General features: G+C 43.2%; 13 protein-coding genes and 1 tRNA gene. 5 read left to right on the top strand and 9 right to left on the bottom strand.

Translation table 11 applies throughout. The features are described from left to right. Window positions 1-5: 5 nt before the first annotated feature. The 3 genes from ftsZ to FHG64_RS06630 all read left to right on the top strand — a co-directional run bounded on the left by ftsZ (window position 6) and on the right by FHG64_RS06630 (window position 2,648). Entirely contained in the window at window positions 6-1,979 is a 1,974-nt protein-coding gene (ftsZ, locus tag FHG64_RS06640; protein ID WP_139065684.1) for a cell division protein FtsZ, read from the top strand. A gap of 90 nt (window positions 1,980-2,069) precedes the next feature. Further along, window positions 2,070-2,519: a GatB/YqeY domain-containing protein gene (locus FHG64_RS06635; RefSeq protein ID WP_139065683.1), complete on the top strand. Its 450-nt coding sequence runs from the start codon at window positions 2,070-2,072 to the stop codon at window positions 2,517-2,519. A 55-nt stretch (window positions 2,520-2,574) separates the two neighbouring features. Next, window positions 2,575-2,648 (top strand) — tRNA-Arg (locus tag FHG64_RS06630). A gap of 62 nt (window positions 2,649-2,710) precedes the next feature. On the opposite strand, the gene FHG64_RS06625 is transcribed toward FHG64_RS06630, so the two are convergent. After that, complete coding sequence (locus FHG64_RS06625; RefSeq protein ID WP_139065682.1) at window positions 2,711-4,204, bottom strand: pectin acetylesterase-family hydrolase; 1,494 nt, start codon at window positions 4,202-4,204, stop codon at window positions 2,711-2,713. Window positions 4,205-4,260: 56 nt separating this feature from the next. Beyond that, a complete protein-coding gene (locus FHG64_RS06620) occupies window positions 4,261-5,259 on the bottom strand; it encodes an amidohydrolase family protein (protein ID WP_139065681.1) in 999 nt (332 codons plus the stop codon). 270 nt (window positions 5,260-5,529) lie between these two features. On the opposite strand from FHG64_RS06620, the gene FHG64_RS06615 reads away from it, so the two are divergent. Then, window positions 5,530-6,579, top strand: coding sequence for an NAD(P)-dependent alcohol dehydrogenase (locus tag FHG64_RS06615; protein ID WP_139065680.1), 1,050 nt, complete (start codon window positions 5,530-5,532; stop codon window positions 6,577-6,579). Window positions 6,580-8,712: 2,133 nt separating this feature from the next. Here FHG64_RS06615 and FHG64_RS06610 read toward each other — a convergent pair. After that, a complete protein-coding gene (locus tag FHG64_RS06610; RefSeq protein WP_139065679.1) occupies window positions 8,713-10,701 on the bottom strand; it encodes a S9 family peptidase in 1,989 nt (662 codons plus the stop codon). 352 nt (window positions 10,702-11,053) lie between these two features. Here FHG64_RS06610 and FHG64_RS06605 point away from each other — a divergent pair, with 352 nt between their 5' ends. Further along, entirely contained in the window at window positions 11,054-13,030 is a 1,977-nt protein-coding gene (locus FHG64_RS06605) for a tetratricopeptide repeat-containing sensor histidine kinase (RefSeq protein ID WP_139065678.1), read from the top strand. A 7-nt stretch (window positions 13,031-13,037) separates the two neighbouring features. Here FHG64_RS06605 and FHG64_RS19780 read toward each other — a convergent pair whose 3' ends face one another. From FHG64_RS19780 to FHG64_RS06580, 6 genes are all read right to left on the bottom strand, one after another. Continuing rightward, window positions 13,038-13,169, bottom strand: a complete 132-nt coding sequence (locus FHG64_RS19780; protein WP_262710277.1) for a hypothetical protein — start codon at window positions 13,167-13,169, stop codon at window positions 13,038-13,040. Window positions 13,170-13,482: 313 nt separating this feature from the next. Then, window positions 13,483-14,415, bottom strand: a complete 933-nt coding sequence (locus FHG64_RS06600) for an NAD-dependent epimerase/dehydratase family protein (RefSeq protein WP_139065677.1) — start codon at window positions 14,413-14,415, stop codon at window positions 13,483-13,485. A gap of 69 nt (window positions 14,416-14,484) precedes the next feature. Continuing rightward, complete coding sequence (locus FHG64_RS06595) at window positions 14,485-15,030, bottom strand: nuclear transport factor 2 family protein (RefSeq protein WP_139065676.1); 546 nt, start codon at window positions 15,028-15,030, stop codon at window positions 14,485-14,487. Window positions 15,031-15,046: 16 nt separating this feature from the next. Next, the gene (locus tag FHG64_RS06590; RefSeq protein WP_139065675.1) at window positions 15,047-15,448 is read right to left on the bottom strand and encodes a hypothetical protein; all 402 of its coding nucleotides are present in this window, start codon (window positions 15,446-15,448) and stop codon (window positions 15,047-15,049) included. Window positions 15,449-15,460: 12 nt separating this feature from the next. Beyond that, window positions 15,461-16,225 (bottom strand): hypothetical protein, encoded by a 765-nt coding sequence (locus FHG64_RS06585; RefSeq protein ID WP_139065674.1) that lies wholly within the window; start codon window positions 16,223-16,225, stop codon window positions 15,461-15,463. Between the two features lie 121 nt (window positions 16,226-16,346). Then, complete coding sequence (locus tag FHG64_RS06580; protein WP_246054320.1) at window positions 16,347-17,108, bottom strand: LytR/AlgR family response regulator transcription factor; 762 nt, start codon at window positions 17,106-17,108, stop codon at window positions 16,347-16,349. Window positions 17,109-17,509 lie beyond the last annotated feature (401 nt).

Genomic DNA, 17,509 nt, shown 5'->3' with positions numbered 1-17,509 from the left:
GATTTATGAGCAGTACAGATTTCGAGAACATTTCATTCGATTTACCCAAGAACCAATCGAACGTTATTAAGGTTATTGGTGTAGGTGGTGGAGGAAGCAACGCGATCAATCACATGTTCCAGCAAGGGATCAAGGGGGTAGATTTCGTTATTTGCAATACCGATGCACAGGCCTTGGAGAACAGTACGGTACCAAATAAAATTCAGCTGGGCGTGAGCCTTACTGAAGGACTGGGGGCCGGAGCAAATCCCCAAATTGGAGAACAGGCAGCAGTAGAAAGTTTTGAGGAGATCAAACGTATGCTGGATACCAATACAAAAATGGTGTTCATTACTGCAGGAATGGGTGGAGGAACTGGTACAGGGGCTGCACCTATTATCGCGAAACAGGCAAAGGAAATGGACATTCTCACTGTGGGGATAGTTACCATTCCTTTTCAGTTTGAAGGAAAAATGAGGAACGAGCAGGCGCAGCAGGGAGTTGAAAAACTTCGCAGCCACGTGGATTCCCTCATCGTTATAAACAACAATAAACTCAGGGAGGTATATGGTAACCTTGGATTCAAAGCCGGGTTCTCGAAGGCAGATGAGGTCCTTGCCACTGCTTCCCGCGGGATTGCAGAGGTAATAACGCATCACTATACTCAAAACATTGACTTGCGGGATGCCAAGACGGTGTTGAGCAATAGTGGTACTGCTATTATGGGTTCTGCAACCGCATCTGGTGCCAACCGTGCCAATGATGCCATCATAAAGGCGCTGGATTCCCCTTTGCTTAATGACAACAAGATCAAAGGAGCCAAGAACGTTTTACTGCTCATCGTTTCAGGTTCAGAAGAGATCACTATAGATGAAATTGGGGAGATCAACGACCACATCCAAACCGAGGCCGGCCACAGCGCCAACATCATTATGGGGGTTGGGGAAGATGAAGCCCTTGAAGATGCTATTGCAGTAACTATTATTGCAACAGGTTTCAATGTAGATACCCAAAATGAAATTGTAAATACAGAAACAAAGAAGATCATCCATACCCTGGAGGACGAGCAAAGAGCAGAGCACAACTTTTCTGCCGCAAAATTTGATAACGGGAGACAGCTTCCTGAGGATACTGCTTCAGGTAATGAGGCTCCAAAGATCGTTCATACTTTGGATGAGGAGATCGAGGAGGTGGAGGCACCGCCAAAAAACGATAATTTAAACACTCCTCCCAGTGCACGTAATATGGATGTGATCTATGAGGAGGTGAACTATGAGGAGGAAAATTTTATCATTACCGATACCTCTTCCGCAGCCAAAGAAATAGAGGTGAATGAGCCTGAGGAGATCAAAAACGATTCAGAAGAGCAATTTATGTTCACTTTTGATTTTCCAATAAATAATAAGAAGGAAGAAGAGAAGAAGCCTGCAATTCAAAATGAGAACAGGCAAACAAAGCAGTCGGTTGAAAAACCGGCTCCCAAAAAAGTAATCCACAATCTTAGCGAGGAAACCCGGGAAATGGAAGTGAATGAACCCATTGAGATCATTCCGGTTACAGAGAGTACTGCGACAGGGGTGAAACGTTACAGCCTGGATGATTATATGGAAGTGGAGCAAATGCTGAAGAAATCAAAGCCCACCCCTAAGAAACCTGAAGAGGAGGAGGTTGTTTTTGAAAAGAAAACAGTTGCTCCGAAACCACAGGAACAGGTGCAGGGTGAGGAACACGATCCCTTTAATAATCCTATTTCTGAAAGCCTTATCGCCAGGGCGGCAGAGAGAAGAGCAAAGATGAAGGAGTTCAATTACAAGTTCAGGAACAATGCAGCCCAAATAGAGGAGATAGAAAGACAGCCTGCATATAAGCGTGCCGGGATAGATCTTGACAGCTCAAGGCCGGGAGAGGAAAAGCTTTCCAGGACAAGTCTTGGTGGTGGCGATAAAGATGATCTAAGGTTTAGGAGCAACAACTCCTTCCTGCACGATAACGTAGATTAATAACTGGTTTTACACTTTTTTAAACCCGAAATTCCTTGCAGGATTTCGGGTTTTATTTTTATCTTCGCAGTCCTTTAATACAAGAAGAAAATGAGCTTACAGGAACGGGTAATGACAGAAATGAAAGCGGCTATGCGCGCAAAGGATGCCGGCAAGCTGGAGGCATTGCGTGCCATTAAAAGCGGCATTTTACTTGCGCAGACTGAGAGTTCATCAAAAGATGGTCTTACAGAAGAGGAAGAGCTAAAGCTTTTGCAAAAACTGGTAAAGCAGCGCAGGGATAGCGCCGCAATTTACCGGGAGCAGGGAAGAGAAGACCTTGCCCAGCCCGAGATCGAGCAGGCAGAGGTAATAAGCATCTTTTTACCGGAGCAAATGACAGCTGAGGAAATCGAGGAAAAAGTTGATGAGATCATTGCAGAGACCGGCGCCAGTGGTATGAAGGATATGGGCAAAGTAATGGGGAGAGCATCCCAGGAGCTGGCCGGCAAGGCAGATGGGAAGACCATTTCTGTGATAGTGAAGAAGAAATTAAGTTAGAATCGAATAAGACCTCACAGGTTTTAGAAACCTGTGAGGTCTGAAGATGAGTTTAGGCCCCGTGGCGCAACTGAATAGCGCATCAGATTTCGGCTCTGAGGGTTGCAGGTTTGAATCCTGCCGGGGTCACGAGTAGAGGAGAAGATCCGCAGCGAAAGCTGCGGATTTTTTTGTTCAGGTGCTGTACAAATTCACCGTTGCTTCTCAAGACCCTGCTTAATCGTTTCCTTTACTTTTTCCAGGGTGGCGATCATATCCTCTTGATTGGTTTCCGGGTCATTATTGTATGCAATGAGTGGACTCCCACCATATTTATCTGGTTGTAAGGCGGTGATGGTGAAAATCAGCTCCAGAAGACCCGGGGGTACATCCTTCATTCCTGTGGGAGCTTTTCCTGTTACCTCTGTTGCTGCCATTACTGCTGCACACCGAAGACTTTGACTATCTGCCCTTGAAGGGCAGGGCCCCCTTTCACCGCTCGGGTTCCAGCTATTCTCATTTGAAATAAGGGCCAGTGTTCGATCTATAATCTGCAGGTCCTGCTCTGTGAAAATTAAGCCGGGTTTAAAACAATCTTCTGCACAATCAACAGACTTAACCTGTTCCCCGGCTGCGATGGAGGCCACCCAATCGCTTAGGCGGTTTCCATCTTCCTGGTATTTATAAAAATGATCGCGCGTTAGGATAGTATGTTGAAACCCGCCTGCGGTATAGGATCGAAATTGGGGCTGCTGGCTCCTTATTGTCTCGCGGTTGGTTTGTATAAGTTTTTGTACGTCCTCTCCCGTCCCTGTGAGCTCCAAATAATATTTTTGTACCGCATCATGGGCATGGTCAACCTGATAGAGTTCCAGGTTTGGAGCACTACGGGCTGCGAATAGGAATAATTGATCTATCCCGGCATTGCCTTCAAATTCTTCCCAGCCGGGATGCTTTTGCAGTACTTCAGGGACACCCCATTTTGTGGGATCTGAACCTGCACTGGCCTCCCTGCCAAAACTGCCCGCATCATCACTTAAACCTACCACCCTGGCTTCAGGGTACTGCTGTGCCAGCAGGCTGGCATAAAAAGGAGTAGCTAAAGCTCCTGCACTGGAGCCGGCAACAAAGATCTCCTGTGGGCTCTCGAAGTTGTCGTAGATCCAGTTCATTACCGCCATGGTATTGGTTTGACCCCGATGGTACACCGTGAATTCCCGGGGTTTCCCATTTTCTTTTTCAATTACGTAAGTGACATCCCGGGCACCCAGGTAACTGTCACCTGTACAAACCGGGAGTACTACCATCGAATAACCCACAAAGGGGTTTTCAGGATGTTCCGGGTCAAAGATGCCATTTAAATTTTCGGGATGTCGCTGTGGCTCTACCTGTGAAGCATGTGTATAGGTTTCCCTTTCAGGATCACATGTTTCAGCATCCCAGCACCCACCTCCACCGTGAAGGTAAACAAGCAATTTATTAGAATTAGTAGCCTTTGCAAAGAACTTATACTCACTGCCTTGCGCACAAAGAGTCTCACCCCCGGGATACAGAATGTTCCAGCCCTCGCTTAAACGAGCTATGCCCGGCAGGGTTCCCTCCTGTGAAAGATTTGTATAATTGTTTTCCTCGGTTTCAGCAGGGGTTTGGCCGGTCGCGTGGATGCTTAGTAAAATTATGCCTGTCAGGATGAGTAGCTTTTTCATTATTATTTCACTTTAATTTGTTCAATCTTTTCAGTAAAAACAGCGGTAAAATTCTCCTACCTTTTATTATGATGAACTGCAATAACCTCTTCAGTAAGATTGAGAAATTGTGCAGCATTATGATAAAAGATCCCGGCTTTTTCTTCCGTAGTTAAAAAGCCAAGGGAATTTACACGTTCTATTGCTATGCCTATGGCTTCCGGCCATATCATTTGATCTGTACCAAATAATATCCTGTCCAGCATTCCCATTTGTTTAGCCTGTTTAAGAAAGGATTCCAGCACCGGTTCCATTCCCGGTATCCAGTTAAGGATACTTATATCTGTATATAGCTGCGGATACATATTCATCATCATCAAAGCGTATTGGGAATATGGGCCGGCACCCCCTGAGTGCATCATGAACACCTTCAGTTTAGGAAATTCTACCAGCAGGTCCTCCAGTAATAATGGGTTCCCCATCTTAAGCCGGAATTTGGGGCAACAGCGAAAAGGAGTGCCGGGAAAACTGGCCCCGGTATGTATACCCACGGGAATTCCTTCCTCCTCTGCAATTTTGTAAAAGGGGTAATAATCTGGATTTGACGGGGAATAGCCAAAATATTGTGCTCCTACTTCCCCCAGCATGTCAATTTCACCATTTCTAATTAATTGGCGCAAACTGTCAGGCGACATAAATTCTGATGGTTCCCTCAGTTCAATTCCACGCAGGGTGCTTTCCCTGTCATATGCAGCCCAGTCATTTCCGCTCACGTGAGAAATACCAGATACAGCTCCCAGGACTATATTGTGCTCCTTCATAATTTCAAAGGTTCTCTCCATTTGTTCTTTTGCCGTGGCAGGGGAAAGTTTGCCTGTTACAGGACTTGGCGCCGGGCCCCAGAAGTCGACAGAGTAGGAGTGCAGGTGCATGTCGATAATAGGACCGGTATAGCGTCCGGGTAAAGTTTCCTGATTATTTCCTGCGGAAGGTTCCTGTGCTAATGCCAGATTGAATGTAAGAAGAGATAAGAAGGCAATTGTTATGAGGTGGAAGTGCGGTTTGAAAAATTTCATAAGCCTTTGATTTGAATTAATACTATTTTACCGCGGAAGAGTCCTGCGCAATGTGGAGATGAGCACAGTACTATCCGGTGTTAGACAGGTAAAAATTTGTAACCTGTTCAATATCAAAGGGGTATGTAACTGTTAATTTAAGAATTTTATATTAAAAAGTATAAGCAGATTTAAAAAAATCTTTCACCCATTATTCTGTAGGAGATTATTCACAGGATTCCTTATCTAAATTTCTGTAATTTAGGGAGATAACAATTATCGCTTATAATTATGGAAAAGATCAAAGCCTTTGCGGCACACCAGGAAGCAGCGCCCTTAAAACCTTATGAACTGCAGCGGCGCGACCTGCAGGAAAATGATATTTTTATTGATATTGAATACTGCGGGGTATGCCATTCAGACCTTCATTTTGTGAAGAATGACTGGGGGATGTCCCAATATCCGTTAGTTCCGGGGCATGAGATCATAGGCCGGGTCCTCGGGGTGGGTGCAAATGTGACCGATTTTAAGGAGGGGGAACTTGTTGGCGTGGGCTGTATGGTGGATTCCTGCCGGCAGTGCAGTGCCTGTGAGGAAGGGCTGGAGCAATACTGCGAAAAAGGAAGCGTCTTTACCTATAACGGACCAGATAAATATATGGGAGGAATGACCTTTGGGGGCTACTCCCAACAAATCGTGGTAGATAAGGATTTTGTGCTGCATGTGCCCGAAAATCTCGATGCAAAGGCTGCTGCTCCTTTACTGTGCGCCGGGATCACTACCTACTCGCCATTAAAGCACTGGAATGTAAAAAAGGGAGACAGGGTAGGAGTAATTGGCCTGGGTGGCCTCGGGCATATGGGAGTGAAATTTGCTCACGCCATGGGCGCAGAAGTCGTGATGATCACCTCGTCTCCCTCAAAAAGTGAAGATGCAAAAAAACTGGGAGCCCACGATGTCCTAATCTCTAAGGATGAGGAACAAATGGCACAATATGCCAATTCCTTTGATTTCCTGCTAAACACCATCCCCGTGGGACATGATGTAAATCCTTACCTGGGATTGCTCAAGCGGGATGCAACTATGGTTATCGTAGGCGCAGTAGAGCCTGTGGAGCCTGTACATGGAGGTCAGTTAATATTTCAGCGAAAAAGAATGGCCGGATCCCTTATTGGCGGGATCAAAGAAACCCAGGAAATGCTGGACTTTTGCGGGGAACATAACATAGTTTGTGACGTGGAAATGATCGATATGCAGGAGATCAACACCGCCTATGAGCGAATGCAGAAAAGCGATGTGAAATACAGGTTTGTGATAGATATTAAATCGCTGGAGAAGTGATTAGTGAGCCAAGAAACAAGAGCCAAGAGACAAGAGCCAAGAGCCAAGAGAAAAGAGAAAAGAGAAGAGAATCTGGAGGCTAGAGTCTGGAGTCTAGACTAAAAATAGACAGGAATTAATACGCTAGCTAACACAGATTTTAGTTAAGCAGTTTAGAAAAATATTAGTGCATTAGTGGCTAAAAAAGAGAGCCAGGAGCCAGGAGACAAGAAACAAGAAACAAGAAACAAGAGAAGTACATCTGGAGGCTAGAGTCTAGAGACTAGACTAAAAATAGGTTAGAATAAATAAGCTAGCTAACACAGATTTTAGTTAAGCAGTGTAGAAAAACATTAGTGCATTAGTGGCTATGAAAGAGAGACATGAGCCAAGAAACAAGAGCCAAGAGAAGAGAGAAGAGAGAAGAGAAACTGGAGGCTAGAGTCTGGAGTCTAGACTAAAAATAGGTAGGGATTTAATACGCTGGCTAACACAGATTTTAGTTAAGCAGTTTAGAAAAATATTAGTGCATTAGTGGCTAAAAAAGAGAGCCAGGAGCCAGGAGACAAGAAACAAGAAACAAGAAACAAGAAACAAGAGAAGTACATCTGGAGGCTAGAGTCTAGAGACTAGACTAAAAATAGGTTAGAATAAATAAGCTAGCTAACACAGATTTTAGTTAAGCAGTGTAGAAAAACATTAGTGCATTAGTGGCTATGAAAGAGAGACATGAGCCAAGAAACAGGAAACAAGAGCCAAGAGCCAAGAAACAAGAAACAAGAAACAAGAGCCAAGAGCCAAGAAACGAAAAATAAGACCAAGAATCAAGAGAAGAGAGAAGAGAAACTGGAGGCTAGAGTCTGGAGACTAGATTAAAAATAGACAGGAATTAATAAGCTGGCTAACAAAGATTTTAGTTAAGCAGTTTAGAAAAACATTCGTGCATTAGTGGCTAATAAAGAGAGACAGGAGCGAAGAAACAAGAGCCAAGAGAAGAGAGAAGAGAGAAGAGAAACTGGAGGCTAGAGTCTGGAGTCTAGACTAAAAATAGGTAGGGATTTAATACGCTGGCTAACACAGATTTTAGTTAAGCAGTTTAGAAAAATATTAGTGCATTAGTGGCTAAAAAAGAGAGCCAGGAGCCAGGAGACAAGAAACAAGAAACAAGAAACAAGAAACAAGAGAAGTACATCTGGAGGCTAGAGTCTGGAGACTAGACTAAAAATAGGTTAGAATAAATAAGCTAGCTAACACAGATTTTAGTTAAGCAGTGTAGAAAAACATTAGTGCATTAGTGGCTATGAAAGAGAGACATGAGCCAAGAAACAGGAAACAAGAGCCAAGAGCCAAGAAACAAGAAACAAGAAACAAGAGCCAAGAGCCAAGAAACGAAAAATAAGACCAAGAATCAAGAGAAGAGAGAAGAGAAACTGGAGGCTAGAGTCTGGAGACTAGATTAAAAATAGACAGGAATTAATAAGCTGGCTAACAAAGATTTTAGTTAAGCAGTTTAGAAAAACATTCGTGCATTAGTGGCTAATAAAGAGAGACAGGAGCGAAGAAACAAGAGCCAAGAGAAGAGAGAAGAGAGAAGAGAAACTGGAGGCTAGAGTCTGGAGTCTAGACTAAAAATAGGTAGGGATTTAATACGCTGGCTAACACAGATTTTAGTTAAGCAGTTTAGAAAAATATTAGTGCATTAGTGGCTAAAAAAGAGAGCCAGGAGCCAGGAGACAAGAAACAAGAAACAAGAAACAAGAAACAAGAGAAGAGAATCTGGAGGCTAGAGTCTGGAGACTAGACTAAAAATAGGTTAGAATAAATAAGCTAGCTAACACAGATTTTAGTTAAGCAGTTTAGAAAAATATTAGTGCATTAGTGGCTAAAAAAGAGAGACATGAGCCAAGAAACAAGAAACAAGAAACAAGATTCTCGAACCAAAAATATTAAAAATTCCAAATTCCAGGTACCAATTTCCAAAAAATAACAACGCCAAACAGAAAACGGTAAACAGTAAACGGTAAACACTCCGTCCTCTGCCCTCTGCCCTCTGTCCCCTTTTTCTAACGACTAACGACTAAAGACTAACAACTAACCAAAAAACCCCATAACTCCAATGAAGCTACAGGGTTTTTTAGAATGTCTATAAATATCCTACTGCCCGTCTGGCGCTATGTTGGCATCGGGTAAGGTGATGCTGCCGTCTTTAAGGTAGGTGTCGAACCACTGCATCATTCGCAGGTTATAATCGTACCTGGCGGTGGATTTTCTGTTTCCGTGGCCTTCGCCGGGATACAGCACTAATCTTACAGGGGTTTCAGTTCTGGTTTTGATATGACGGTACAACTCATATGACTGCCCGGGGTTAACACGGGTATCATCTTTTCCATGTAGAATAAGAAGCGGTGTTTCAGCCTGGTCGGCATAGAAGATGGGGCTGCGTTCAAGGTAGAACTCATAGTCATCCCAAATCCTTTTGCGGGCGTGTACCAGGAACATTTCTTCAGGAATATCACTGGTTCCCCATTTAGAGATGTTGTTGCTTATTCCTACAGACATCACCCCGGCAGCAAAGCGTTTGGTGTGGCGGGTGGCCATCCAGGCAGTTGCATAACCACCGTAGGAACCTCCGGTAACCCCTACTTTGTCCTTATCGATATCATAATTTTCAATTAGATAATCCACTCCATCTATAATGTCGTCAAATTCCAGTCCCGCGGGATCTCCCTGGCTGGATTTGGCAAATTCAATTCCTCTGCCGGTACTACCCCTGTAGTTAGGATAGAAAACCGCGTAGCCCTCCCCGGCGCCAAGTTGACCCGGCATATTATAGGAGGTTAACCAGCCATTGCTGTAATGAGCCTCAGGCCCCCCGTGCACTACGGTGATCAAAGGGGACTTTCCGCTCTTGTTTATAGGGTGTATTAAGATTCCTTCTATCTCCAACCCGTCTGCTGCTTTATAGGTGATAACTTCCTGTTTTCCCATTTTCTCCTCTGCAAGCCAGGGGTTGGAGGTGGTGATACGTTCTGCTGTGCCGGCCTTCGGCTTAATGACAAAAAGTTCATCGGGGTGCTGCGCGGTATTTGCAGTAGTTGCAATAGTGTTATTGCCAGCAACTGCAAATCGTGTAATATTCATAGCCTCCTCACGGAAAAGTTTATCCATTTTTCCGTCAAGGCCTATTGTTCCAAGGCTGCTGTAAACGCCTTCACTAACCTGGATATAGAGGGTTTTATTGTCTTTCCAGTCCAGGCCGTCGAATTTCCCTTTGAAATCCTTTTGAAGGATCTTAGGGCTGCCGCCGGTAACTTCAGCTATAAACAGTCTGCCATCAATTGGATCATGTTGATCTTCTCCTGCGATAAATGCAATCCTCTTCCCATCGGGGCTCCATTTCATGGGCCCCTGTTTACCCTTATGATCAACTTCAGCAGTTATATTTAAAGTGTTGGCATCTACTATGTAGATCTTTTGTGAAGTATAGAAATCATCTACAAGAGAGGTAGGAGCCGCGGCAACTGCCAGTTGTGAACCCTTTGGACTCCATTGGACAGAAGTTACATGGCCCTCCACTGCCAGTTCTTTGGGAGTGGGGTCGTTGAGGTTGGTTACAAAAGCTGTGGAATTTTCCAGGTCGGTTTCATAGACCTCGGGCGTATAGGGCAGTTCATTTTCCCTTTTATCCTGGGGTTTGTTGGCTACGAAGGCCAGCTGTGTTCCATTAGAGTGCCAGTCATAAGATGAAATAGAAGTCTGGAATTCATAGATTTTGGTGGCGTCACCACCACCTGGCTGCATCTCGTAAACAGCAGTTGCTTCATCTTTATCCCTTTTTGCGGTAAAAGTGATGCTGCCGCTCCCGGGACGGAATTTAATATTCGAGATGCTGTAGTCTGTCACCAAAGGAGTAGATTCTTTTGAAGAAAGGTCATAGATGTATAAATGGCTTTTCGCCGGTACATTTTCCTCCAGCGGGTTTGCCGGAACGACTTTTTGATAGGCTATTTTTTGACCGTCCTGTGAAATGACAATATTGGTAATAGCTTCAATCTTTGCCACATCCTGTGCTGTGAGCACATTCTCCTGGGCTGTCACAGTATGGGCAATAAAAAATACGAGAAGTGCAATGTATTTCTTCATATGCTTATATTTTATGATTTAGAATTTGGAGGTATAAGTTAATTTAATTTTTGGATTCGAAATATGACTTTGGTCATTTGTCACAGTTTTTTGTTTTAATTTATTTATAGTTAGCGGTGCGACTATCTTTGCATCCTGTTTAAATTTATTGCTCCAGAACTTTCTGAAGTAAGGCTCTGTGACCTTTCCGGGATAACTAAATTTATATCTTGTACCGCCAGTTGGTTTCTTAGATGCAAATTTTTATTTCCATGAAAAACACCCCACGGGGGATGGTTTCAAAGTTTAAATAACTTTCTGAATAACAGATATTTAATTGTACCTTCCTGAATTAACCAGGCATGCTCGTTAGGTGATCTACAGTGGGAATTTAATATTAAGGCTATTTTTTTTTGGCTGTTTTAGCTTACAGGGTTATGGGCAGATCTATGATGCCACCCGGCAGGATCCCTATCAAAAGATCTTTGTTGAAACCGATGACTTCGATGATTCTTATTTAGAGCAGCTATTGGAAACCCTGCCTTTGGTAAAGGAGGACAGTATTCATTTCGAAATACTGAATGATCTTGCATATTACTGGCACACCAGGAATCTGGTAAAGGCTCTGGAATATACTGAAATGGGGCTGGAACTCACAGCCCGTGACTCTAATATGCTTTGGAATGGGCACTTTCAAATTACCCGGGGAGCCATCCTCCTAAGACAGGAAAAGCTTGACGCAGCAGAGGGAGTACTTCTGGAAGCTGAACAAAAGGTGGATGAAAAAGATCTGCCGCTTCTTTACACCCAGCTGGGATATGTTTATGAGCGTCGCGGGCAGCTGGACCGCGCAGCCGATTTCGCCATGAAGACCCTCGAAATTGGAGAGATATATAATAATGATTGGGCAAAGGGTATGGCATACAGTGACCTTAGCAATTTGTTCTGGAAACAGGGCAAATATGAGGACGGTTTAAAGTATGGGCTGCAATCCCTTTCATATTTTGAGAAGAGAGAGGTAGTAGATCTTGACTACGATTTCACTCTCTACATTGTGGGAAATAATTACTTGAGTTTAGGCCAATTTGATAAAGCCCTGGAATATTACCTGCGTTCCATAGAAATAGGAGAGCGCTATGGTTTTTACAATAACCTTAGCGACGTCTACATCTCCCTGGTAGAACTTTATGCTGTTCTAAATAATTTCAGCAAGGCTGAAGAGGCAGGTATCAATGCCATAAAATATGCCTATCTCCTTGATAATGCCTTTATGTTGATGCGCTCCTATCTTTCAGTAGGAGAATTACAGACTAAAAATAAGAATTTTGATGCAGCCATAGAAAATATAAAAAGGTCTATTGAGGTCGCCACGCCCCGGTTTGGAGACGGATTTTTCCTGGGCAAAACCTACAAAAGCCTCGGCCTCGCCTATGCGGGAAATGAGCAATATAAGGAAGCTTATGCTGCATTTTCCAAATATGATTCTTTAAATGCAGTGGTTTTTACGGCAGAGGCAGATGAACGTATAGCACAACTGGAAACCCAGTTTAATGTTGCACAAAAAGAAAACACCATCCAATTACAACAAACCAGGCTTTCACAACAGCAATCCCGGCAAAATTTGATAAGCCTTGTTGCAGGCCTTCTCTTTCTTACGCTTACGATCCTCCTGGTAAGTTTTTTCAATAACCGAAAGAAAAATAAACTCCTCTCCAATCAAAACCGGGAAAAGGAGTTTCTTCTTAAAGAGATACATCACCGCGTTAAGAATAATCTTGAGATTGTTTCCAGCCTGCTCGCTTTACAAACAGCACAAACCAGTGATCCCACTGTGGCCCACGCGATGAAAGAGAGCCAGAACCGGGTGTTCTCTATGAGCATGATCCACCGGCGCCTGTATCAAAAAGAACATTTGTCATCTATAGAAATGAAGGAATATCTCAAAGACCTGGGGGATCATATCCTGGAATCTTTTGGGGAAAAGGACCGTATTAGGATAATGTATTCCATGGCGGATTTGCACCTGGATGTTGATACTGCGGTGCCTATAGGGCTTATTGTAAATGAATTGTTCACCAACAGCCTTAAATATGCCTTTCCCCATAGTAAGAACGGGGAGATCTATATTCGGCTTTCCCGGGAAACCACCGGGGTTTTAAACCTTTGGGTAAAGGATGATGGTATAGGGCTTAAACCGCAGGAAGTTGCGAAAGGAACGGGCTTTGGAAAAAAACTTATTAAACTGCTCACCCGGCAGTTGGATGGTTCAATGGAGATAACTACCAATGCTGGAACCCAGTATTTATTCAGGTTTAAAATGCATAATTCGGTTAAAGGAGAATCTCCCTGATAGGTTTTTATAGTTCAATCCTTTTTTCTCTAACCCGAACTTCTAAAAGTTGTGGATCTAAAATATGAGCCTGTTGCTGTTCCAGGCTTGCAGCACCAATGATCCCTTTATTGTCTTCCGGTACAGACATCAGAACCATATCAAATTGTTCTTTTTTAGGGTTCCAGCATTACTTATTGAGAATTTTGAAGTATTAAGTCATTGGTGTCCGATTAAGACTAATTTAAATTGACGTTTAGCCATGCTATATATACTCTGAGGTCATGTCAACCTCAACATGGGGGTGGTGGCGAATCTACCTTGATTTAGGAAAATCCAGGCTTTATAGAAGTGGGGAAGGAGCTATTTCCATGGACGTAGATTTTAGTCCAGGTTCTATATTCCAGTAGCGGAAGCGGTCTAGACTCTTTTACCGGATAACAATAGTTTTGAAGTAATCTGTTATCCCGGTATTACCAGGCGTTCAAGGTCTTTCTTACCGGCCTAAATTTTAATTTCAAATCTTTTTTGGCAAGGTTATTTTTATAGACTACCTGCGCCTTTTCCTTCGGTTCGCGGCGATTTAGCATTTCGTGAATGTCCAAAACTTTATAAGTTTCACTGCTAAGAAGATAATCTTTCCCATGCAGGCCTGTGGTGGTAACGGCATTATAAACAGCCTGCGCCACGTCCTCCACATCTACCATTGCAAATGGAATATTATTATCATAGAGGTTTTGAAAAAAGTCATCTGGCGCCAGTTTGTTCTTAATTAAGGATTGGATCCCCGTGGAGGTTGAATCTTCCCTTTTGGAAAGGGATTTTCCCATCACCATCACCGGGGAAACGGTAGTAATTTCAAAAGGAAGGGAGGGATTATCTAATATAAATTGTTCCACTACCCCGTTAGCCACATATTTTGCCCGGCAATATGGGTGGCTTTCCTTACTTGTAAAACGAACATCCTGTTCATCAAAGCTGTCCAGGAAGGTTTTTCCTCCTGCGGGTAAAGGAAAGTTTGTGTTCCAGGCGGCTACAGAGGCAATGAAGATCACTTTTTTAATTTGAGGTGCATCCAGCAGGGAATCCAGGAAATTCTGGGTGCCAATTATTGTTGGATCCAGCAGTTCTGCCTGCGGATCTTTAACCTCGAGTTGAAACGGGGTGCCACTATGGATCACAATGTCACAATCTTCAATGAAATTGCCTAATGCTTCCCTGTTTTCCAGTTTTAATGGCCTAATAACTATGTTTATTGAATTCTCCAGGTTAAAAAGGTGCTCATATTTTTCGCTTTTTTGAATGCTGGTGACAGAGACCTTTACCTTATAATTCTTTTCCAGGAACTTCCTGGTTATATGGCTGCCTATAAATCCTGCTCCCCCTATGATTCCAACTGTTTTCATAACCTTTCATTTTTACTGCTGCGTGACATTGTTTGGGATTTTTTGGGAGGATCATACTGCGAATCGAGCTTAGGGTTTTTGGGACATTACAGCCTCTCCTCCCGTGGCTTTTAATGCCTGGGCTTCTGCTGCTTCCATCGCATTTATATCTGTAACCAGCTTTGAGATATCCCAATATCCAAGTTCCTTGACAATCTTCCCATCCCTGAACTGGGCTGTGGAATGAGTGGGGATCACATATTTACGGTTGTTAGCCTTTAAGGTACCTTCCCAAACACCCCAATAGTTCACCCAGGTTTCCCCGTCATTGGTCACTACCATTTCAAAGGTCTCAGGGTCGTCCAAGAATCTCCAGCTGTTAAAAATGGCAGCATCTTCTTTGTGTGTCTTCAGGATCTCTGCAAGGTTTTGCCCCTCGCTTTCAGGCACATTATTAATAATTACCGCATCGGGATGGTAATAGGTGGCAAGGCTTCTCCAATCCTGGTTTTCATAAGCTTCCAGGGAAGCCCTGTAGGAATCAATTTCTGCCGACTCTTGCGTGTAGCGTTTATCTGGCTGGCTGCAGGATGTAATAAGTAGAACTACAAGTCCTGTTAAAATGATATTTTTCATAATGTATTTATTGATATTATTCTGAAAATTTGACGATTTTCCCTTTTTCAAAAACCCAGGAATGCCTGAATCTTTTAGAAAGGTGATCACACTCTGTTGCTTTGCGTCCCTTAACAATTCCACTTACATAGATCATGTTTTTTCCTTCAGGTTCAAATTGAAGGTTTTTGAATTCCAGGCTTTCCCATTCCTTTTTTAGAATGGAGGAAATGCTAAAGCCATTATTGTTATTAATTTCTTTTACCTGCTCCTGTTCAATACCGGCCGGTAAGGCTGCCATATATCGTGAAGAGGCATCTCCTTCCTCTAAGGCTGCGTAGATCCCTTTTACCATAAGGATCCTTTCATCGCTTTGCGCCGGTGTGAGTGTGGAAAGGAACAAGGCAGGTAAAAGAAAAAATAATTTTATAATTCTCATTGCTATTTCCTTTTAATTCGAGGTGTAAGCCAGGTCAGGGCGCATATGGCCTGTTCTGGTTTCGTACTTTTCAACAGATTTTAAAATGTCATCGAACATTCTTTCCCCTTCCGGCCCCAGCAGCGTATTATTTTCTGCTGAAGTCTGCGCGTAGGATTGGGCGTCTTTGGCTGAAATTACCACCAGGTAGTAATCTGAATTTCCGAAGCCATTTCTATATACTCTGAAGTGTTGTTTGGAACCCTTCTTTTCATACAGGTCCCTTAGCGCCATCATTTTTGTCCGAAGGGCTGGAGCATTCTCAGGGGTGACATGGAAGAAATGCCATTTCCTGTAATCCTCACCCGGGGTATTAGTTGATAAGCCGTTGGGCATATAGGACATGTCGGTTAAGAGATGCACCATATAATCCCTGTGGGTGTCATAGGTCTTATTGAAACGGGCAAAGAGCTGTCTAAAATTGTCCTCTCCCATTTTCTCAGCAAGCGGGGCGAGGGGGTTCTTATCAAGATCGGCCATATTGGTAACAGGGGAGATGCTTAAAAAAGTACCATCGTCCAATGTCGCGGTGGCAAAATTGGCCCCTTTAATATTGTGCTTTTTACAGGCGTCGATAAAATCTTTGGTTACGGCTTCATACTCTTTAACCATAGAAGGTCTTACATTGTCCTCGTGAACCCAGAATGCCTGGTTGGCACTTGCGGTCTGCGCGAGAAGGTCCCCGGTTTGGAAAAGAAGGGTAGCAAGGAAAAAGCTGAAGAAGAATTTAGTTTTCATAATTTCCGGTTTTAAGTTAATTATACCCCAAGATATATTTGGAATTAACTGAAAACAAGGTAGTTAGGATGAGCGGGTGTGTTTCTTGTCCAAACGGTTCCTTTTTCTTCCCGGTGAGAATTTAGATGGTATGCAACCTTTTAAGAAGTTCCCTGCGCATCCCTCTGGCCATAGGGATAGCTTTTTTGGCAATAACTACATAAGAAGCTGCAATCTCATCAATCCTGGCAAGGTTGATAATATAGGACCGGTGCAGCCGGAAGAAATGCTTTGGAGGCAAACTGCGTTCGATATCTTTAAGGGTACATACCAACAGGAATTCTTTAAGAGTGGAAAAGATCCGGCAGTAATTTCGGTCGGCTTCCACATACAGGATATTCTTAAGTTCGATCTTTATCATAGATTCATGGTGCCTTACAAAGAGGTAATCCTTTAAGACCGATGTAGAGGCAGGTTCCCGGGCGTCCTTAGTCTGGGAAGGTTCTTTTTGATTCAGTTGAGAAATAGTAAGCTCAATGCTTCGCTGCAGGTCAAGAGGTTTAAATGGTTTGGATAAAAAGGCGTATGGATGACTTTGTTTTGCCCTGTTGAAATTTGCATCATCGGCATTGGCGGTTAGGTAAATAACGGCCAGGTCCCTGCTGTACTCCTGCATTTTAATTGCTGTCTCAATCCCGTCAAGTGGCCCCTTAAGCTGTATGTCAATAAGGACAATATCGGGCAGGTTATTCTGGATATGACTTAAAGCATCTTCACCACTGGGGATTATTCCCAGGACCTCGTGGCCCATTTCAGTAAGTTGCAGAGAAATATTGGCAGCAATGATCATCTCATCCTCAACTACCAGTATTTTCACAGGTTGCTCCATGGCTATGCCTTTCATTAGTTTTACAGGGTAGGTTTTAAAAAGACGGGGCCGTAGGGTAAAAATCCTGACTAACTTATATTCTTTACTAAGAAAATAAATTTGGATTAACAGCCTGGGATTTAGTAAACTAATTTAGTGAAAAATGTAGAAAGGAATCAAGGGTTTTTTGTAAACAGTACAAAATAAAAATCTTTTAACTTAAAAACTTATTATTTTTTTATATTTTAATTAGGATTTGTTGATTGAAGAATTGTAACTCGAGAGGAGTTACTGTTCTCAAACACCAAACGACAAACAACAAACACCAAACAAATCCCAGGCACCAAATCATTGTTGTCCGGGAAAAGAGTCTAGATCGCTCTGCTTCTAGAATCTAGAGCCTAGACTAAAATCCTAATGACTGAAAAAGAGCCACT

Source organism: Antarcticibacterium flavum (assembly GCF_006159205.1).
Lineage (GTDB): Bacteria > Bacteroidota > Bacteroidia > Flavobacteriales > Flavobacteriaceae > Gillisia > Gillisia flava.
This window is presented reverse-complemented; position numbering and strand designations above follow the sequence as displayed.